The following is a 21052-nucleotide window of genomic DNA, read 5'->3' as shown; positions in this document are numbered from 1 at the left end:
TGTGTTGTCTGGCAGAGTAACCCCCTTTAATCGCTTAGTTCTTATACGCCTTGTCCAAAAACACATACCGGGCGTCGTCTTTTGCATCCACTGCTTTGGACTCCACATCGATGATCATAACCGGAGGCGTTGTGTCCTTCGCTTCAGCGGCTGGCCAGTTAGGTACTCCGTCACCGTTGGGGTTGCCGGTTTTAATGAAGTTGGCGAAGAAGTTTTCCATGGTTTCTGACACTTTGAAGTCGTCGGGCGTCCAGGCGTAGTCGTCGACCAGGTAAAGGTTGCCCATGCAGTACTCAATTTCTGAGGCATGAGAAGCGCCAACTGGTTCCGGCATTTTCGGTGCATTTTCATCTTTCTTCACAGTGCCGCCCGCCAAACCTGAAGCAAGTGTTTGGTCTCTCAATGGGGGCCTCACTCTGCTAAACAGGTAACGATACACCGGCTGGTTGCTATTTTTTCTGTGCAGGTCAAACCACTTCCAGGTGCTGTAGGAAATGAATCTGTCGGAAGCAAGTGCGGTGGCAGAAAGCTCAATTTCTTTTTCTGATCCATAAGGATAGAGCTTCAGCACTTCTTTGTGGTCGTCCGGATATACTTCCTTCACTTTGGCCACATAGCTTTCCTCGTTGTAGGGCTTGCCCTGCATAAAGGCACCACCTGGAATTTCAGCCGAGTTCCAGCCCAGCAGTAGCGGCACCATAGCCTGTTCTTTGGCATTGAAAATCTGCGGGATAATCTTAGGGTAAAAGTACCCATCGATCACTGTAGGGAAGCCGAAGCGTCTGGACGCCTGGTAAATCTCATAAACTTCCTTGGTGCTAAGGGCTCTCAGTTCTTTCAGCGTTGGGTAGCCAGCTTTTTGCGCAAACTCCAGTCCTGTTTTTTCGGCTTCAGCCAGGGGAACCGGAGAAAGAGTAGGGTTGATGCCCGCACCACTTTCGCCTATGGCACCGGCAATCAAATCCTTGGAAAGGGGGGAGGCCATTTGGGCACTTACAGAGATGGAACCTGCCGACTCGCCTGCAATAGTTACCTTCTTAGGGTCGCCACCAAAAGCAGCGATGTTTTTCTGCACCCACTTCAGGGCAGCGTTTTGGTCCAGCAAACCGTAGTTGCCTGAGCCTTTGTAGGGTGACTCAGCACTCAACTCCGGGTGAGCAAAGAACCCAAAGATGGCAAGGCGGTAGTTAACTGTGACTACCACGATACCTTTCTTAGCCATGCTGGCTCCATCGTAGCGTGGCTCAGAGCCATCACCAGCCACAAAGCCGCCCCCATAGAAGTAGACGAGCACAGGCAAGCCGGTTTCTTTGGCTTTCGCCGGAGACCATACATTGAGGTAAAGGCAGTCTTCGCTGATGCCGTCGGAGCGGAAGTTCATATCGCCGAACACAGCAGCCTGCACGGCACGAGGGCCAAATTTCTTGGTTTGTTTTACACCACTCCAGTTCTCAACTGGCTGCGGTGCTTTCCATCTCAGGTCACCAACAGGTGGCTTGGCAAAGGGAATGCCGAAGTACATTGATAAGCTGGTAGTCACATCGTAGTCGCCTTCGATAGTGCCGTTTTCTGTTTTTGCTTGAACGGGGAAACTATTGTTGTTCTGTGCCATAGCTGTGGCGCTGACCAAACATAGGCACCCCATGAGTAAGGTGAGTTTTTTCATACGTAAGTGGGTGTTTTATTATTGTCTCAATTTGTAACAATAGTAACCAGTATTTTGGAGAACTCCTATTTATTTTGAATTATTGGGAGTAGAGAAGAAACCAAAAGCAAAGTCGTGCCACCAACTCGGCTGTTGCCTTCGTTGTGGGCACGACATGAGCAACACTCATCATTCAAATGGACAGAACAGATTATCTTCCTCATATAGCATACGATTCAGTCGTTTTCGGCTTCTCCGGTGATAAGCTGAAAATCCTGATCATGGAGTATCACAACACGAAACTGTTCGCCTTGCCTGGGGGCTTTGTGGGAATAAAGGAGGATTTGAATGACGCTGTGCGCAGAGGTTTGAAAGAACGAACCGGTCTTGATGATATTTACCTGGAGCAGTTTTACACTTTTGGCGACATGGCCCGTTTCAGGCCGGAGGTGATGAAAACCATTCTTCAGGCGATAGATGACAACCTGTCGGACGATCACTGGCTACTAGAGCGCTTTATTTCTGTGGCCTACTATGCCCTTATCGATTATGAGAAAGTGGTGCCCCGGCCTGATGCTATTTCTGATTCATGTACATGGTATGACGTAGACGGCCTGCCAAAACTAATGCTTGACCACCAAAAAATCGTCAACAAAGCGCTTCAAACGCTTCGGCAAAACCTTGACCACAAGCTGACCAATCTGCTGCCTGAAAAGTTTACGATGAAGGAACTACAGTCGGTGTATGAGGCGATTCTTGGCGAAAAGCTACGCCGCACTACCTTCCAGCGCAAGTTGCTGGCGTCTGACCTGCTGGTGCGGCATGAGAAGCAGTACAATGGGAAGGCGCATAAAGCGCCGTTTTTATATTCGTTTGTAAGAGGAGAAGATTCGAGGAACTGAGGATTTGAGTATTTGACACAATGGTCTCAAATACTCATTTTCGCAGCAAAGACGAGATAACAGGCGTCGGTACGGCAAGAAGGTAAAAGGGCAGGGCCGTCAGACGCCAACCAGCCTCCCCGGCGTCTGACGGTTCCCTTCGCTAATAGCCAATGCTGCCGTGCCGACGCCTTTGCCATTACAGCGTTTCCCCAACAAACTCCACAAACCTTTCCACTTCCGCTTTCGAATTGTAGATATGCGTCGATACCCGGATGGCATCGAGATGACTTTCAGGCACCACCCTCAATCGGAAACCGGCTTTGGCACCCAATGTGTTGAATTCCTTGTAGCCAATATTTTTCGGTTTAAATGTGATCATGCAAATACGGGAAGAGGCTTCGGCGGGGGTAAGCAGATCGAGCTTTTGCCTGAATTGGCTAAGTCCTTCAAATAAAAGCGTTGAAAGCTCTTTTACCCTGTCCTCAATTTTTTCTTTACCCACAGAGGAATGAAACTCTGCGGAAGCAGCGGCTCCCATGTACATAGGAGTGCTTTGTGAGCCATAGTCGTAGCGATGGGCAGTGGGCACATAGGCCGCCATACTGGGCGGGTTGGTGTACAGGTCCCAGCCTGTGTCGGAATAGGCACCTACCTGATATGCCTGCAAAGTGTCGAGTAGCTCCTTTCTCACATAAAGGAACCCCGTGCCATTCGGCCCCAGCATCCATTTGTGGCAGGAGGTGGCGTAGAAGTCACAGCCGAGCTCCCTCAAGTTCAGGTTGAAAGTGCCTGCACCATGCGCTCCGTCGATGGCAGTGAAAATGCTTTTGCTACGAGCCCAGGCAGCAATCTCTTTAATGGGCAGCACAAGGCCGGTGGTGCAGGTGATATGGGGTATTGCTATCACTTTTGTTTTTGGAGTCACCAGCGCTTTTATTTTACTGAGGTTTTCGTCTGCCGTGAGCCCCGGTTCGAATGGCTTGAGGACTATGCTGTGAAGTTTGGCCCGGTTGAGCCACGGAAGAGCGTTACCAACATGCTCATGCAAGGTGACAATCACTTCGTCCCCGGATTTCAAAGGCAGTCCCCACGTAACGATGTTGATGCCTTCAGTAGTGTTATGAGTTAAGCTGAGTTCTTCTGTTTTTACACCCACAAAAGCAGCCAATACTTCCCGGGCTTTGTCGGTATGGCCGTATTCTCCGGTGCCATTGGTTTCATCCAGTTGCTTTTTGATCGTATCGAGTACAGGAGTGGGGGATGGCCCGAAGGTGCCATTGTTGAAATAGACCCGCTTATCTTGAAGCGGAAAAGCTTTTCTTAGCTCTGTCCAGTAGGCTTCGCCTTCGCTGGTTGGGAATTGGAAGCTGCCAGGGTCAGAGGATAAAAGCGGGGCCAGGGAAAGCCCAAGCGTTCCCACGGAAGCTTGTTGAAGAAAGCTGCGACGATCGGTCATTTTCTATTGTTTGTTTTCGAACGATTTATCAGGATAAGCAGGCACTGGCGGTACTTGCCTCGGGTCTTCTTTGATTTTCTTTTGCAAAAACTCTATGGCAGCCTTTAGCTGAGCATCTTCACCTTCGAAGGTTGCATGTGGCAGGTTGTCCACTACAATATCCGGCTCAAATCCGTGGCCCTCCACCAGCCACTTGCCTTCCGGCCCATACACACCCATCATCGGAGCTCGGGCGATGCCGCCATCGCTCAGTGTGTTGACACCGCTCAGCCAAATTTCTCCACCCCAGGTGCGGGTGCCTATTGCAGTGCCCAGCTCCAATCTTTTAAAACCATCGGCAAAAGACTCTCCATCCGAGGCCGTATTTTGATCTACCAGTATCACAATATGCCCTCTGAAAGCGTACTGCATATTCCAGTAGGGTTTGCCTGATCGGCTTTTCCAGTACATCCATGCTTTCCTTAACAGCTTCTCCAACACAAAGCTTTCGATATTGCCACCCCGATTGTGGCGTACATCAATGATCAGACCTTGTCGGTCAAACACCGGATAGAATTCCCGGTACCACTGTTCAAGGTCGCTGCTGCCCATGGCCTGTAGGTGTACATAGCCTACGCTATTGGCTGTAGCTTTGTCTACTTCCAATCGCCTGGAATACTCCCAGTCACGGTATCGCAGACTGTAAGGATTGCTCATAGGTACTACGATCACATCTTTTTCAATCGTTCCACGCTTCACACTCATTCGTACCTGCTTGCCAGCCTGGTTGCGGATCAACTCTCCAATGTCCACAGCACTTAAAGCCGCCCTACCATTCACACTTATGATGACGTCGCCTGTTTTGACGTCGAGGTAGGGGTCGTCGAGTGGTGATTTTTCGTCAGGGTAGTCGGGGTCGGCTTTGTAGATGTACTCGATGACATACCCTCCTTTACTCTCGTCTCTGGTGCAGATAGCTCCCAGACTTGCTACGACGACGTCCAGCGCATCTTCTCTGGTGTCGCCACCCCTTACGCTGGTGTGTAGAGCAGAAAGCTCACCAACAAAACGGCCAATGAGATCAGAAAGCTCCTCTCGGGTCGTCACTCTGTCAACTAAAGGCAGGTATTTGGCATGCATGGCGTCCCAGTTCACTCCGTGCATGTTTTTGTCGTAGAAGTAGTCCCTTTCCATGCGCCAGGCATCGGTAAAGATCTGCTCCCAGTCCTCCTTTGGCGTAATGGCAAACTTCCAGCCACTGAGGTCAATCTTCTTATCGTTCAGGTCGCCCACCTTTCCAGTGCCAGCCTCAACCATGTAGTAATTCCTTTGTTTTACAACCAGTATTTTCTCTCCATTGCCAGTCAGGTCGAAGCCGTTGATGTCTTCAATCATCGTGACAAGTTTGGGGTCGTCGTTGGTGATCTTTACCACGCCAAGGTGAGTTTTGGCACCGACCCCTGTTTCTCTGCTCAGCATATAAAGGCCTTTCTTTGTCACTTCAAGTCCTCTGTAGTTCCCAGGACTGACAGGTACTTCCTCAATTCTTTCGGCAATGCCGTCTTTGTCTATTTTTACAGTCACCGATTGTTTAGGCTCGTCTTTTTTATCTGCTTCCTTACTATCAGGGTTTTCAGTTTTGGTCGCTAGTTCATCGTTCGGCCTGAAGGGCGACCTGTTGCCTTTTTGAAGGGCTATGTGGTAAATCTTTTCGCTGGCATCGAAATACGGTTCTGGCTGACGTGGGCCCCAGGGAGCACCCACCAGCGTAGTAAAGCTGCGATCAGAAAGAAAGTAGATGAACTTGCCGTCGGGGCTCCAGGCAGGATACACGCTGTTCGCTCTGTCAGTGGTGATGGGAAAGGTATCGCCCGTGTCAACATTGGATACAAATAGTTGAGCCATGGTGTTATTGGCAGACTGTACAAAGGCAACCCATTTGCTATCAGGTGACCACGAAAATTGACCTACCCCTTCTTCATTGGTAGATATTCTTTTGCTCACACCTGTGGCAATGTTGAGGATGAACATATGTGCTTCCAGGTCGTCGTAAGCCAGCCACTTGCCGTCGGGAGAGGGTGCTCCTCTGTATCTCAGCACTGTGCCGTCGTTTGTGAGGGCTTTGTGCACACCAATTCCGTTAGCTGGCATGCTGATGAATTCAAACTCTCCGCTTTCGTCTGACAATGTGTAGATGTTTTTGCCATCGGCCGAGAAAACGGCATCCCGAAAACGGACATCTTTCTTGTCGGTGAACTCCACTGTTCTGCCCGACTTCACAGGCACCACAAACACCCGCCCTCTGGCCGTGATCACTATTCGGTCTCCTTCTTTATCGGGTAAAGCTGAGCTAATGTACTTTGCAGGATTGTCTACCCATCTTTCCCTGAGCTGATCGAGGTCAGTAGGGATTCGGATGTCAATTTTGTTTTGGGCGTTGTCAGGAATGCTGTAATGCCAGATATCGGCACCCCACTGGTACACAATGTGCCCATTGTGGAGGCCAGCATCCCGTACGTCAAAGTCTTTATGTGTAGTGTGCTGAGTTAGGTCTGCGCCATTCTCATCAATCGACCAGATGTTCATGGTGCCATCACGGTCTGTGATGAAATAGACACGCCCGTTGTACCACATGGGGTGGTGGCTCTCTCCGGTATAACCAATAGTCAACTGGATTGCTTCGGGGCTGCCTTCGGTATATTTCCAAATCTGGCGGGCGGTACCTCCTTTGTACCTCTTGGTCACATTGCCGTGGTAGGAGGGACGTACAAAGTAGACCGTTTTGCCACTAGCATCGAAGGACGCTTCACTTGCCTGAGCCAGAGGAATTCTTGTTTTCTTTTTTGTTGCGGGGTCAATGGTCACCAGCTGACGATCGGGGAGGGTAGCATACGCCCTGGTGTCGTACACCACTTTTCCATCAGGCGTCCAGCAGTTCATCGTGGAGGCGTCGTTCTCAAATGTCCAGCGGGTGGGTAAGCCACCGGAGATCGGCATGGTGTAAATTTCCTGAGGGCCTTCGTAGCTCGCAGAGAAGGCAATGGTGGTGCCATCAGGAGAAATGGCGGCGTCCGTTTCTTCCTCCGCATGGGTGGTGAGTCGCTGAGCCAATCCGCCGGTAAGCGGCACGATCCAGATGTCTCCCTCAGCGGTGAAAACGACTGTGTTCCCGTGAATGTTAGGGAAGCGGTAGTAGCCTTCGACGCCCTGGGCGAAAACAGCAGTTTGTATGAGAAGTAGGGAAAGTGCTAAAAAGGAGAGTAGCTGCTTATTTAATTGGAGATTCATAGGAATGGTCTTTTTGGGTGGAATGCAATATCTGAGTCTAATCAGGAAAATACAGGGTGTCCAAGGTCTAACTGCCTCATGGAGGCTGTCTACGGGATTATACAATGCAACAATTTAGTGCTTTCTGGAGGAAAGTATCCTCCATTTATGTATTTGCATTCTTCCTGCCAGTGGTTGATGGGACTACTTCAATACATCCTTCAAAAACGCCACCATCTTATCAGTAAACTCCGGCTTGTCATACTCCTGCGTTCCATGGCCAGCGCCATATACCACTTCAAACTGCACCTTCACGTGACTTGCCTCGCAAGCACCTACCAGTTCAAGCGACTGGTTGATGGGTACCTGAATGTCCTGATCTCCATGCGCAATGAATATCGGCGGATCGGTAGGATCAACCTGAAAAACCGGGCTTGCCAGCTTGGCCAGGTCTGGCACTTGTTCTACGGGTTTGCCCAACAAGAGAGCCAGTGCGGGTGCCCGCACACTAATGCCGTGTGGGGTTGACTGGCTCAGGATGGTTGTAAAGTTGGTGGGGCCGTACAGGTCAATGGTTGCCTGCACGTCGGAGCTTGTGGCCAGGTAGTCGCCAAGTGTACCTTCGAGTTCCTTGTTTCCGTTGGTAGTGCCGATCAATGCAGCCAGGTGCCCACCCGCAGAGGAGCCCGCTACGATGATTTTATCAGAACGGTAGCCATATTTTTTGGCGTTAGCCCTCAGGTAGCGAATGGCAGCCTTGACATCGTGCGCCATGGCCGGAAAGGGTGCCTCCACGCTCAGTCGGTAGTCGACACTTGCCAGGGCATAACCATTTTCGAGCAGCCCTTTGGGTGGGTTCTCTTTTGAACCCGAATGCCAGGCGCCTCCATGCACCCACACCACAAGGTAAGGGTTAGGTGAGTTTTCAGGCAGGTAGATATCGACCAGCAGGTTTCTGTCCCCTACTGTTGCGTAAACAAGGTCTTTGTACTGCTGTCCGACAACCAGCTGCGTGGATAGAAGTAGCAGCAGCGCTGTTACCAGGGTTGTTTGTGTGGTATACTTTCTCATCATGTTGCAGATTAGCAGTTCAATTCTCTTCCTGTATGGAATTTAGGGGAAAACGGCCGCAATAGCTTCTTCCGCTATTCTTTCATCTTCCGATTCGGTGAGACCGCTTATGCCGATACCACCAATTACTTTTTCATTTTGGACAATTGGGAGGCCACCACCAAAGCCGGTAATGCCAGTATCGGTCCAGTAGCCCTGCTCACGATCAACGGTGCGCATAAATTCTCCCATGGACCTGGTTGATTTCCAGTCCCTGGCACTGGTGTAAGCCTTACTTTGGGCGATTTGAGCTGTGGCTGGATTGGCGCCGTCCATGCGAAGAAAAGAGATAAGCTCCCCTTCCGTGCCTGTTATGGCCACAGCGATGTTTTTATCGATTTCTTTAGCCAGCTCTACGGCTTTTGCTACAAGCTTGAGGGCTTCTTCCGCACTTACTTTCTGAATCGTATGCATTTACACTTAGTGAGTTTAAGTTATTTGTGTCTTTTATGGGGTAAGCCCTGAAAATAGGCATAATATTAAACATTTGCCCGAGCCTTTGAGTCAAAGGTGTGTGGGACGTGCCACCGTCCTGCCATTGAGCCGACCGGATTTTCATTATCAGCCTGAAGTGGTTATTATTGTCTGAAACGATGTTTTTCACAAGTCATCAATAATCATGACACAGCAAAAAGTTAGATGGGGCATTATCAGCACCGCCAAAATTGGCATGACCAAGGTGATCCCCGGCATCCAAAAAAGTGAGTATTGCAACGTAGTAGCGATCAGCTCGAGAAACCAGTCTTCAGCTAACGAGGCAGCTAAAAAATTGGGTATACCCAGGGCACACGGCTCCTACGAAGCTTTGCTGGCCGACCCTGAGGTAGATGCCATTTATAATCCATTGCCCAACCATTTGCATGTGGAATGGACGATTAAAGCCATAGAAGCAGGCAAGCATGTGCTTTGCGAAAAGCCGGTGGGCATGAATGCCAAAGAAGCTGAGCAATTATTGACTGTAAGCAAAAAGCACCCCCAACTCAAGGTAATGGAGGCCTTTATGTATCGATTCCATCCTCAGTGGGTGAAGGCAAAAGAGCTGGTGAAGTCGGGAGCCATTGGGGAAGCCAAAGTGGTGCAGTCTTTCTTTTCTTATTACAATGTTGACCCCAACAATGTCCGTAACCAGGCCGATATTGGTGGCGGAGGACTGATGGACATCGGCTGCTACTGCATTTCGTTTCCCAGGTTCCTTTTTAGTGAAGAACCAACAAGGGCTGTGGGCCTGTTGGATTTTGATCCAGTGATGAAAACGGACAGAATAGCTTCCGGGCTGCTCGATTTTTCAGATGGAAAATCAGCCACCTTCACGTGCTCTACGCAACTCATGCCGTATCAGCGCTGCATAGTGTTTGGCACTGACGGCTATGTTGAAATAGAAATACCAGCCAATGCACCGCCCGACACTCCCTGCCGGATCTGGTTGGTGACGAAGGAAAAAAAGAAAGAAATCATGCTTCCCGTTGCTGACCAGTATACTTGCCAAGCAGATGTTTTTGCAGAGGCCATTCTCGACAACAAACCAGTGCCAACTCCGCTTGAAGATGCCGTCAGTAATATGAAGGTGATTGATGCTATTTTCGAAAGTGGTAAAAGCAAAAGTTGGGTAACGATTTGATCACCCACTTTTCAGCTTAAGCCTTCACCAGCATTTTTCCTGTATTCTCTCCTTTGAAAAGGCCGAGCAGTGCAGTTGGAAGCTGATCGAATCCATCAATAATCGTTTCAGTCGTTTTCAGCTTGCCCTCTTTTACCCACTGCGCCAGGTGTTTGAAGCCTTCAGAGTATTTGTCTTGAAAATTGAAGACGATGAAACCCTGCATAAGCACACTTCTCGTAAGTAGCATAGGCTGGATACGTGGTCCCATGGCCATTTCCGTATTGTTGTACAACGAGATTTGTCCACACAGCGGAATGCGAGCGTGAAAGTTGATATTGCTGATGACTGCATCTGAGATAGGGCCTCCTACGTTGTCAAAATAGATATCGACCCCATTGGGACATGCCTCTTTTATCGCTAAACGGATGTTGGGCGTGGTTTTGTAGTTGATCGCTTCGTCAAAGCCAAACTCGTTTTTGATCAAGGCGACTTTTTCGTCGGTTCCGGCAATGCCTACCACACGGCAACCATGAATTTTGGCTATTTGCCCTACCAGCACACCTACGGCACCCGCTGCGCCTGACACCACAACCGTTTCCCCCTCCTTCGGCTTGCCAATATGCATGAGGCCGAAATAAGCAGTGAGCCCTGGCATACCCAAAATGCCCAGATAGTAGCTGGCCGGGGCAATCGTCGTGTCAACTTTCCTTAATTCTTTCTCATTCGCAACGATCTGCTGTGCCCATGAAAGCATGCCGAGCACCACATCTCCTTCTTTGAAAAGGTCAGACTTGCTTGAAAGCACCTTGGCTACTACGCCGCCGTAAAAGGGCTTGCCTACCTCAAAGGGTGGGGCATACGACTTGGCATCACTCATTCGCCCTCGCATATAGGGGTCGACCGAGTAGTACAATCCCTGCAGAAGTACCTGGCCTGCCTGCAGTGCGGGCACCTCTGAGGTTTCAAACCTGAAAGTATCTTTGGTAGGGGTGCCAACGGGTCTGGCTGCGAGTACGATTTGTTGCGTAGTCATGATTGGATGTTTGATGGTAAAGGTATAAGAAAAGGAGCCGGCAGCCTGATAACGAAGTGTCTTTCAATTGAGGCGTTAACCAAATTATGGACAATGCAGTTCAAAAGCTGCTTTAGATTTTAACGAATTCCCGGAAGTTAGAAGGGTTGATCACCTTTCCTTCTGCTTTGTATGTTTCCATAAATGTTTTTGGAAGTTTTACCCGCTTATTCATGTTCCATTTGAATTCAAATCCTGTTATTTGGCCATTGTTTTCTTCCACCAGATCAATCTCTTGTTGTTGCCTTGACCTCCAGAAATAGATATTGGAAAATGTGTTTTTATACAGGTTTTGCTTCAGGCGCTCTGCAATCAGAAAATTTTCCCAAAGGTATCCGGTGTCCTCCCGCAGGTTGAGACTGTTGAAATTTCCAACAATCATGTTTCGGATGCCGTTGTCATAGAAATAGATTTTTCTATTGGACTTTATCTCGTTGCGAATGTTTTTGCTGTAGCTGTGAAGCTTGAAAATGACAAATCCATCACAAAGAATATCAATATAGCTGGCAACTGTATTTTTATCAACCCCAACGGTTTGTGCAAGCTCATTATAGCTTACCTCACTGCCAACTTGCAAGGCTAAAGCCTGGACAAGCTTTTCCAGTACTTCTGGCTTTCGTATGTCAGCCAAAGAGAGAACGTCCCTGTATAGGTAGCTGTTTGTAAGTTCTCTCAATATGTCTTTTTCTTCACCTGGGTGATTTAGTACCTCTGGGTAGAATCCATAAATTAATCGATTATGTAGTTGTTGCTCGCTTTTCAAAAAACCAATGTGGTTCTCATATTCTTCCCAGCATATTGGAAGGAGAGTGAAATCCCATTTCCTTCCAGTCAGTGGTTCATTCAGTTTTGACGAGATATCAAAGGCAGAAGAGCCACTCGCAATCAGTTGCACGTTTTTGAACTGATCGGTTATCAGCTTCATGGTTAATCCGATATTTTCGATCCTTTGCGCCTCATCAATGAATATAGTGTCGTATCGGCCAATCAGGCTTCTTAACTGCTCGGTGTTGGGGCTGGTGAGGATGTTTCGAACAGCTGGGTCGTCTCCATCAAGAAACAGATACTTTGTATTACGAAGGAGGTTTTTTATCAGGGTGGTTTTCCCTACCTGCCTGGGGCCTGTTACCACAATGGCTTTGCCCTTGCCTAGCTTGTTCTCTATCCTGGTTTCGATGATCCGGGGGTACATTGGGTCTGTTTTTTCACCAAAAGTATAACTTTTGGTGAATATGTTCACCAAAAAGAATAACTATTGGTGAATACGATCACCAAAAGTCATACTTTGTACCCGAAGCCCACCCAACTATTGACCCCCACTGAAAACGGCAGGATATAGTAGTCGTTTAAATTTTTTCGATCTTCTCCCTTGTAAGTTCACCGGGATTGTTTCCAGTGTTAACAGTTGCAGCAGGCTCAAACAGCATCACAGCCACTTCTTCTTTGGCTACCGGCCGGTGCTCCACACCTCTGGGTACAATGAGGAATTCATTTTCGTGGATCACGATAGTTTTATCCCTAAACTCCATTTTCAGCTCCCCTTTGATCACGTAAAACAACTCGTCTTCGTCGTCGTGCTTGTGCCACACAAACTCACCGAGGAGTTTAGCCAGTTTCACATGCTGGCCATTGAGTTCACCCACAATGCGTGGATGCCAGTGGTCTGAGAATAATGCGAGTTTCTGGTCGATGTTGACTATATCAGTTTTCATCAATAAAGTTGGAGGTTGGTTTTTGACAAATCTACCACTCTAGCTTCAAGAGAGAAATACCTTGCCTTGGCAGCTTCATGCTGATAGAAAGTTTACTGTCCTTCACATTCACCCACTGCGGCGAATCGTAAAGTTTGAGTTGACCGGCTTCCTCCAGTGTGCGGATTTGTTCAGGAGTTGGATTTTGAGGACTCCCCATCTCCTTCCAAACCGTGTAAGAGTTGCTGTGCTCCTGATCGATTCGGTAATGGGTGAGTAAGATTCTTCCATCTGCCGGAAAGCCTTCAAGGGTTATTTCAACCGGTGAGTCTTCCACTTGCAGGTCATTGGTGTCGTGATAGTTCCAAACCATCACTGTTGCTGCTTTGTCCGACCTGGAAGCCAGTGCATTGACGTCAGGTGCCGGGCCTCGCACACTTTCATCCCGGACTTTGGCGTAGTCGTAGCTTAAATTGTCCTGCCTTACTTCCACTCTTTGGCTCTCCATCATTCCAAACATTCGGAAAGTGTTCAGAACAGGCTTATCCACGCCATTTGTGGCCATGTCCCGAAAGCCGGCAAACCAGGGCTGCTCCTCAAATTCGAAGCCCCAGGTAATGGCACCGAGGAGGTTGACGCCGTGGTGTTTGGCGAGGTCATACTTTCTGGCAAATGCTGCCGCTGTGTAGGCTGCATACATGGTGCCGTTGCGGTAAGCATTGTGCGGATAATCGGCTTCTGAGCAAGCCGCACAGCCTTCCGGATCCGACTCGCCAATCAAAATAGGTAAGTGTTTGAGGGTGGGGTAGGAGGCTACGACTTCAAATCCTTTGTCGATATCACGCAGCTGGGTGCCCATGTTCATTTGCACCATGTCGTCTACTACTTTTGGGCTGCCTTTGGCGTGGAAGGAAATGAAGTCCAGTGGAGAGCCGGTTTTGCCAGTCACGTAGTTTTTACCGGACACTACATGATCGAGAAAAGTGCGGAGAAATTCTTCGGCCTTGTCCCAGCCGGGGCCGGTGGTTTCCGGGCCACCTACTTTGGCTGTAGGCAAAGCTCGTTTTACTGCATCGGCGCTGTAGTCGTATAGCTTGATATACTCTTCGGTAGTACCCTGCCAGTAGCCGATATTGGGTTCATTCCAAAGCTCCCAATACCAGCTTTCCACTTCTTCTTTACCATACCTTTCCACGCAGTGGCTTACCCATTGGTAGACGAGCTCTGCCCACTTTTTATAGTCTTTGGGTGGGTAGGCCCAGCCCGTGTAAATGTCGTTGTACTCGGCGCCGGGCTTCCAGTAGTGCCGGTAGGGCTCGGGCTTGCTCGAAAGTGCCTGAGGCATGAATCCGATTTGCGCAAAGGGTTTCATGCCCCGCTCGATATAGGTGTCGAATATCCTGTCGACGATTGTCCAGTCGTAAATGGGTCGGCCTTTTTTATCTTCAGTATAGGCATTGGTAGAGCCCCATTTTAGGCCGTAAGTGCCTTCGCCTGTTACCAGCAGGCTATGTGCTCTCACATACACTGGTACCTTGCTGAGCTGAGCTATTTCCGAAAGCAGCTTTTGCCCATCTTTCATATACGTGTAATTGGGCTCGTCGTAGCCCCACCAGGCCCAGATGGGATCAAGCTCACCCATTTGTTTCGTTAAGTCGATCTGGATGGTTACAGGTTCAACGGTGTATTGGGCGAAGGAATGATAGGTGGAAATAGAGAAGAGGAGGAAGCATACTGGCTTCCACAAAACCAATGATTTTGATGTGGTCATTAGAAGAGGCGTTGGATGTAGCAGTGAGCCTAATGTAAACAAAAATACTGGCTTGCCGTAGCTACAACTGCACAAAGCTAAGATTGACTGAATTTTGGATCAGAAAAGAAGGAAGTAAAACGCCAGGCTGATTGCGGTCACAGTTGCCACCAGCAGTATTCTTTTTTTAATAGTACGTTGCTTGTCATCAACCGCCAGTTGTGCTCTCAGGGATTCGAGGTATTGAGCGCTTGCCTTTCTATAAACAGGAGCCTTTCTGGAAATGATGGTATCGGTGATATAAGCCGTGTCGAAGTTTTTGTAAGGCCCGGCACCTTTTCCTTTCAGGAGAGAACGGTTGTTCCTGAGGGTTTTAATTGCATCGATGGCAAAACCTGCGCCGTGCATAGGGAGTGAGGTTGTTTCTTCTTTTAACGGCGCAAGATTGCTTCAGGTTGCCGGCTTGGCATGAAGGAAAATAGCCTCTGTTGCCATCTATTTTCCTCCCGGAAACCATTCCCCATCAAAAGCGCTTCTTAGCTCCTTTAATCTTTCATCATACTCCGGGTCAGTCGTAAAATGAGTCACTTCGTAGGGGTCTTTGTTAAGGTCGATCAGGTTTTCCTCGATCCCGACTACGTCGTAACGCAGGTATTTGAGACCGTCTTCAGACACCACCATCTTTCCTACCTGGCTCTCTACGCCAAGATGCTCCCGCCAGTCCACTTCTTTTCCTTCAAGCAAAGGCCGAAGGCTTCTTCCTCTGGGATCTGATTTCCCGACTATGCCGGCATAGTCGCAAAGCGTTGGCAGCAGGTCGAGTCCATTGGATATCAGGTGGACGCTATCGACCTGTGCCGCCGGAATCTGGCCTTTCCACATAGCCAGAAAGGGGACGTTGGCCGACTCTTCATACAGCAGGCTTTTATGCTCCAGCCGGTGTGAAGCATCCATTTCGCCATGGTCGCTGGAGAGCATAACTAAGGTATTTTCTGCCTGTCCGCTTGCCTTCAGTGCATCCAAAATTGTTTGAATCTGCCTGTCAACCATCTCCGTTAGGCGGTGGTAGGCCCAGCGGTGCATACGCCATTGCTTTTCGGTATAGTGGTCACGGGCCTGCTTCTGAAAATTTCTTTGATCAACCCGCCAGCTAATGGCGGCCGGTTCATCTTCCTGAGGCTCAAAGTTGGGTGGGAGTGGAGGGCAATACTTGCTGAAAAACTCTTCTTCACCTACACCCTCTGGCAGCTTCAGCGCCTCGTCAAGTGTGGCTAATTCTTTTTCGCCAATTTCCAGCAGTTTTTTCTCGTGCGGTGTTTCAGCAAAATCCCGAATGGCCATGTAGCAAATGTCGTGGGGATTGATCAGCGACACCACTAGAAAGTAGGGCCTTTCATGGGGTTTGGCAATATACTTTGCTGCCTCCAGGGCCAGTTCGTCTCGCTCATCATTTGTGATGTCGGTGAAGCCAAGCACTTCCGGTACTAGTGATTTTGGAAGGTGTTCCTTTCCGCCAAACACCAGGTCGTATCCGGCCGCTTTCAGGTAAGCCGCTATGGTGGTGTTTTGCACTTCTTCCGATACATCAGGAATCCTCATAGCCCCGACATTCTCCCGGACGGGTTGCCCATTGGCGTCATTGAAGTAACCCGGAAATCTGCCTGTAATCATGCTTACCCGTGAAGGCGTGCAAACCGGGTTGGTCACATAGGCCCGGGTAAACCTGATGCCATTGGCGGCTATGTAGTCCATGGCTGGTGTTTTGAGCCACTCATTGCCGGCGCAGCTCATCATGCTGGCATTTTGCTGATCGGTGTAGATATAGATGATGTTCGGTTTTTGACTAACCTTTTCTGATTCGCTGCTGCACCCATAAAGGGCGATGGCAAGTATCCCTATGGCGAGCTTTCTTATTTTATCCATTTTGTCAAACTGTATGCGAGTGGTAAATTTTGTAAGAACCGCTTTGAGGAAGGTGCTGGCAACAAGAACAGTGACCTGGTTTTTCGATGTATTTTTCACTGTTTTTCGAGTCTTATTACTGACAAACCAATATAATCAATTGCATAAAGCAACCGGGTAGTTTTTCAAATTTTGTGCAAGCTTGCTGGTTAACTCTTTACAAATCCTCACTATTGGGTGCTGTTTTTTGCACCATTAACAACCTCCTGCAAGGCTTTTTTTAAATCTTCAGCAAAACTTCAGAATTACTCCCAAAATACTTCAGAATCAGTAGATGACTTTTGTCCAGTCAAAAGTGACAACTGAAATAATCTAGTCTTTTGAAGAATCAAGAACGCAAAATTATTATGAATAGAACACTCATGTTCGTGGGTTTGTGTGCCCTGTTGTGCCACACAGGCTGTGAGTCGCACAAGGAAGAAGAGAAAGAGGAAACTAAATTTCTGGTGACTAGCCCTTTGAGGATGGACACAACTATTACAAAAGATTACGTGTGTCAGATTCGATCCGTACAGCACATCGAACTGAGAGCGCTTGAAAAAGGCTATTTGCAAAAGATATACGTGGACGAAGGGCAGCGTGTAAAAAAGGGGCAGCTAATGTTCCAGATAATGCCCAAACTATATGAAGCGGAGCTCCAAAAAGCACAGGCTGAGGCCAGCTTTGTTGAAATTGAGTACCAGAACACAAAACGACTTGCCGAAAGCAATGTGGTAGCACCAAATGAGCTGGCCTTGGCCAAAGCAAAGTTTGATAAGGCAATGGCTGAGGTATCGCTGGCTGAAGTTCACCTCGGATTCACTCAAATCAGGGCTCCTTTTGATGGGCTAATGGATCGTTTTCACGTAAGGCAGGGCAGCCTTGTTGACGAGGGAGACCTGTTGACAAACCTTTCGGACAATAGCAAAATGTGGGTCTACTTTAATGTTCCGGAAGCAGAGTATCTGGAATACGAATCCAGTGTTAAATCTGAAGACAAGATGGAGGTTGGTCTTTTGATGGCCAACAACCGCCTGTTTGACCATAGAGGGATAGTAGAAACCATTGAAGCTGATTTTAACAACGAAACCGGCAATATCGCTTTCAGAGCAACCTTCCCGAACCCTAATGGATTACTCAGACATGGCGAGACAGGCAATATACAGGTGACGGTAGACCTTAATGGTGCCCTGCTTATCCCGCAGAAATCGACTTTCGAAATCCTTGACAAAAGATATGTTTATGTGATCGACGAAGAGAATAAGATCAGGTCAAGGGCAATTACTATCACTGCCGAAATGCCACACATTTATGCTGTTCAGAGCGGGTTGGAAGTAAACGATAAAATCCTTCTGGAAGGGCTGAGGCTGGTCAGAGAAAATCAGGAAATAAGTTTTGAATTCAAGGATCCGGCAGAAGTACTGTCGCATTTAACGCTTTATGCGGAATAATTAAGCATCCTTAAAATCCAGAAGAAATGTTTAGTAAAATAATTCATAGGCCCGTTTTTGCCATTGTAATTTCGGTCATTATCGTTTTTGTGGGTTCGCTGGCAATTAAGCAGCTACCTATCTCGCAATTTCCCCAAATTGCCCCAACAACTGTAAGCATTTTCATTGCTTACCCAGGTTCCAGTGCCGACGTGCTGGTTAAGTCGACGCTCATTACCCTGGAAAACTCCATCAACGGTGTTCAGGGCATGAGGTACATGACAACAGATGCCACAAGTGCTGGAGAAGCCACTGTTACTATCATCTTTGAACCAGGTACGGATCCCAACCAGGCCGTTATACGGGTGAAGACAAGGGTGGATCAGGTGATGCCTCTCTTGCCCGCACTTGTGCAACGTGAAGGGGTTATCATCACACCCATCCAGCCTAGTATGTTGATGTATGTGAACCTCTACAGCACTGAGGAGGGATTGGACGAAAAATTCCTGTACAACTACGCCAACGTTAAAATGATTCCTGAAATAAACAGGATCAATGGCGTGGCCAGAACGCAGATATTGGGTAGCCGCACCTATGCCATGCGGGTGTGGCTCAACCCTGACCGCATGAGGGCCTACAATATCTCCATTGAGGAAGTAATGGAGGCGCTGGGAGAGCAAAGTATTATCGGCCGTCCGGGTAGAATAGGCCAAAGTTCAGGTATCGCTGCGCAGTCGTTAGAATACGTACTCACATACAAAGGCCGGTACAACAAGCCGGAAGAATACGAGCAAATCATCGTTCGTGCCAACGCTGAAGGTGAAAGTATACATCTGAAGGACATTGCCACAATTGAGCTGGGTAGCGAATTCTTTGACATTTACTCTAACTTGGATGGGCACCCTTCAGCGGCCATCGTATTGAAGCAGAACTACGGCAGCAATGCCAGTGAAGTTATTGCTCAGGTGAAGGCGACGCTTGAAGAGATGAGGGTCAGTTTCCCTCCCGGAGTTGACTACAAAATCAGTTATGACGTGTCCAAGTTTCTGGATGCCTCTATTGAGCAGGTGACACACACTTTGCGGGATGCCTTTATCCTTGTGGCTCTCGTAGTGTTTGTATTCCTTGGCGACTGGCGCTCCACGCTCATACCGATTCTGGCTGTTCCGGTCTCCCTTATCGGTGCATTCTTTGTTATTCAGTTTTTTGGGCTGTCTATCAACCTGGTGACATTGTTTGCACTTGTGCTAGCCATTGGTATAGTGGTGGATGATGCCATTGTGGTGGTGGAGGCTGTGCACGCCAAAATGGAAGAAGAGCACCTTTCGCCTTACAATGCTGTGAAAAAAGTAATGGGGGAGATCAGTGGAGCGATTATCGCCATCACCATGGTAATGGTGTCGGTGTTTCTGCCTATTTCGTTTATGACCGGCCCGGTGGGTACGTTCTACCGGCAATTCTCTATTACGATGGCCAGCTCCATTGTGATTTCGGCGGTGATAGCACTTACACTTACGCCGGTATTGTGCGCCATGCTGCTGAAGAATACGCACGGGCAACCCAGAAAGAGAACGCTGATGAACAGGGCGCTCGATAGTTTCAACAGCGGCTTCGAAAAAGTGACTGGCAAATACACGGGCTTGCTAAAGCTGATAGTTAACAGAAGAGCACTTACTTTCATCATTTTGGGAGTGTTCTGCGCAGGCATATTCTTTGAGAATGAAATTCTGCCGGCTGGATTTATCCCCAGCGAAGACCAGGGTACTATTTACGCTATCATCCAAACGCCCCCGGGCGCTACCCTGGAAAGAACCAATCAGGTGTCGCAGCAGCTTCAGAAAATTTGCGAGGAAATTGACGGCGTGGAATCAGTTTCTTCGTTGGCAGGCTACGAGATCATGACGGAGGGTCGGGGCTCGAACGCAGGTACTTGTTTGATTAACCTAAAGCCCTGGTCGGAGCGGGAGCATTCGGTGAAAGAAATCATGGAAGAGCTGGAAGAAGAATCCAGAGGCCTTGGGGCGATTGTTGAATTCTTCGAGCCGCCTGCTATCCCCGGGTTTGGCTCTTCCGGTGGCTTCTCCATGCGTTTGCTGGATAAAACTACAGACACCGACTACCAGGAGTTTGATAAAATAAACAAAGAGTTCATGGATAACCTGGACAGGCGTCCGGAGCTCACTGGTTTGTTTACCTTCTTTGCCGCTAACTATCCTCAGTACGAATTGTTGATAGATAACGAATTGGCCATGCAAAAGGGCGTTTCTATCGGCAAGGCGATGGAAAACCTCAACATACTTATCGGAAGTACCTATGAACAGGGCTTTATCAGGTTCGACAGGTTTTTCAAAGTGTATGTTCAATCTGCTCCTGAGTTTAGAAGACTTCCCTCCGATGTTTTGAACTTGTTCGTGAAGAATGACCGGGACGAAATGGTGCCCTACTCATCGTTCATGACACTCGAGAAGAAGCAGGGGCCTAACGAGATTACCCGCTACAACATGTACAACTCGGCAGCCATCAGGGGACTACCCGCACCGGGATATACGACCGCCGATGCTATTCAGGCCATTTCTGAAGTGGCCGCCCAAACGTTGCCGAAAGGGTATGACATCGCATGGGAAGGTCTTTCTTACGATGAATCAAAAAGAGGGAATGAAGCACTGTATGTCTTTATCATCGTAGTGCTGTTCGTCTACTTTGTGCTGGCAGCTCAGTATGAGAGCTTCCTTTTGCCTCTGGCAGTAATATTTTCTTTGCCAGTTGGCGTGTTTGGCTCCTTCCTGTTCCTTAAGGTAATGGGATTGGACAACGATATTTATGCCCAGATTGGCCTCATCATGCTGGTAGGTTTGCTGGGTAAAAATGCAGTGTTGATTGTGGAATTTGCCGTACAGAAACGGCGACATGGAGCAACAATTTTTGAAGCAGCCATTGAAGGTGCCAGGGTGCGTTTCCGCCCTATCCTGATGACATCATTTGCCTTCATAGCCGGTTTGATTCCTCTGGTGATTGCCACAGGTGCGGGTGCCATAGGTAACCGAACCATTGGCTCATCGGCCCTTGGCGGCATGCTCTTTGGAACCATATTCGGTGTGATCATCATTCCGGGACTGTACTACATTTTTGGAAAACTAGCGGACGGCCGTCAGCTGATCCGGGATGAATACGACAGGCCTCTGAGTGAGGAGCCCCAACACAAACATTCGAAAGAAATAAATTGATTA

15 protein-coding genes are annotated in these 21052 nt (G+C 48.6%); 4 read left to right on the top strand and 11 right to left on the bottom strand.

From position 1 onward, the window contains the following. Nucleotides 1–34: 34 nt before the first annotated feature. Nucleotides 35–1666: a carboxylesterase/lipase family protein gene (locus RIG68_RS23150; protein ID WP_350127938.1), complete on the bottom strand. Its 1632-nt coding sequence runs from the start codon at nt 1664–1666 to the stop codon at nt 35–37. Between the two features lie 176 nt (nt 1667–1842). On the opposite strand from RIG68_RS23150, the gene RIG68_RS23145 reads away from it, so the two are divergent. Then, a complete protein-coding gene (locus RIG68_RS23145) occupies nt 1843–2547 on the top strand; it encodes an NUDIX hydrolase (protein ID WP_350127935.1) in 705 nt (234 codons plus the stop codon). 178 nt (nt 2548–2725) lie between these two features. Here RIG68_RS23145 and RIG68_RS23140 read toward each other — a convergent pair whose 3' ends face one another. The 4 genes from RIG68_RS23140 to RIG68_RS23125 form a co-directional block, all read right to left on the bottom strand. Next, nucleotides 2726–3985, bottom strand: a complete 1260-nt coding sequence (locus RIG68_RS23140; protein ID WP_350127932.1) for an aminotransferase class V-fold PLP-dependent enzyme — start codon at nt 3983–3985, stop codon at nt 2726–2728. 3 nt (nt 3986–3988) lie between these two features. After that, nucleotides 3989–7252, bottom strand: coding sequence for a S41 family peptidase (locus tag RIG68_RS23135; protein WP_350127929.1), 3264 nt, complete (start codon nt 7250–7252; stop codon nt 3989–3991). A 183-nt stretch (nt 7253–7435) separates the two neighbouring features. Continuing rightward, nucleotides 7436–8302: an alpha/beta hydrolase fold domain-containing protein gene (locus RIG68_RS23130; RefSeq protein ID WP_350127926.1), complete on the bottom strand. Its 867-nt coding sequence runs from the start codon at nt 8300–8302 to the stop codon at nt 7436–7438. Between the two features lie 42 nt (nt 8303–8344). Further along, nucleotides 8345–8755, bottom strand: a complete 411-nt coding sequence (locus RIG68_RS23125; RefSeq protein WP_350127923.1) for a GlcG/HbpS family heme-binding protein — start codon at nt 8753–8755, stop codon at nt 8345–8347. A gap of 205 nt (nt 8756–8960) precedes the next feature. On the opposite strand from RIG68_RS23125, the gene RIG68_RS23120 reads away from it, so the two are divergent. Then, the gene (locus RIG68_RS23120) at nt 8961–9959 is read left to right on the top strand and encodes a Gfo/Idh/MocA family protein (protein WP_350127920.1); all 999 of its coding nucleotides are present in this window, start codon (nt 8961–8963) and stop codon (nt 9957–9959) included. A 16-nt stretch (nt 9960–9975) separates the two neighbouring features. Here the strand turns inward: RIG68_RS23120 and RIG68_RS23115 are convergent, their stop codons facing one another. From RIG68_RS23115 to RIG68_RS23090, 6 genes are all read right to left on the bottom strand, one after another. Then, nucleotides 9976–10974 carry an NADP-dependent oxidoreductase gene (locus tag RIG68_RS23115; protein WP_350127918.1) on the bottom strand — a complete coding sequence of 333 codons (999 nt, stop codon included), beginning with the start codon at nt 10972–10974 and terminating at the stop codon, nt 9976–9978. Between the two features lie 112 nt (nt 10975–11086). Further along, the gene (locus RIG68_RS23110; protein ID WP_350127915.1) at nt 11087–12205 is read right to left on the bottom strand and encodes an ATP-binding protein; all 1119 of its coding nucleotides are present in this window, start codon (nt 12203–12205) and stop codon (nt 11087–11089) included. A gap of 154 nt (nt 12206–12359) precedes the next feature. Then, nucleotides 12360–12725 (bottom strand): cupin domain-containing protein, encoded by a 366-nt coding sequence (locus tag RIG68_RS23105; RefSeq protein ID WP_350127913.1) that lies wholly within the window; start codon nt 12723–12725, stop codon nt 12360–12362. A gap of 31 nt (nt 12726–12756) precedes the next feature. After that, nucleotides 12757–14475, bottom strand: a complete 1719-nt coding sequence (locus RIG68_RS23100) for a GH39 family glycosyl hydrolase (protein ID WP_350127910.1) — start codon at nt 14473–14475, stop codon at nt 12757–12759. A 99-nt stretch (nt 14476–14574) separates the two neighbouring features. Then, nucleotides 14575–14862, bottom strand: coding sequence for a hypothetical protein (locus tag RIG68_RS23095; protein ID WP_350127907.1), 288 nt, complete (start codon nt 14860–14862; stop codon nt 14575–14577). A gap of 87 nt (nt 14863–14949) precedes the next feature. Further along, nucleotides 14950–16476: a sulfatase family protein gene (locus RIG68_RS23090; RefSeq protein ID WP_350127904.1), complete on the bottom strand. Its 1527-nt coding sequence runs from the start codon at nt 16474–16476 to the stop codon at nt 14950–14952. A 287-nt stretch (nt 16477–16763) separates the two neighbouring features. Between RIG68_RS23090 and RIG68_RS23085 the strand changes: the two genes are divergently transcribed. Both RIG68_RS23085 and RIG68_RS23080 read left to right on the top strand, forming a co-directional pair. Then, a complete protein-coding gene (locus tag RIG68_RS23085; RefSeq protein WP_350127901.1) occupies nt 16764–17846 on the top strand; it encodes an efflux RND transporter periplasmic adaptor subunit in 1083 nt (360 codons plus the stop codon). Nucleotides 17847–17872: 26 nt separating this feature from the next. Beyond that, complete coding sequence (locus tag RIG68_RS23080) at nt 17873–21049, top strand: efflux RND transporter permease subunit (RefSeq protein ID WP_350127898.1); 3177 nt, start codon at nt 17873–17875, stop codon at nt 21047–21049. The last annotated feature ends 3 nt before the right edge of the window (nt 21050–21052 follow it).

Source organism: Imperialibacter sp. (assembly GCF_040222385.1).
Taxonomy (GTDB): Bacteria; Bacteroidota; Bacteroidia; order Cytophagales; family Cyclobacteriaceae; genus Imperialibacter.
This window is presented reverse-complemented; position numbering and strand designations above follow the sequence as displayed.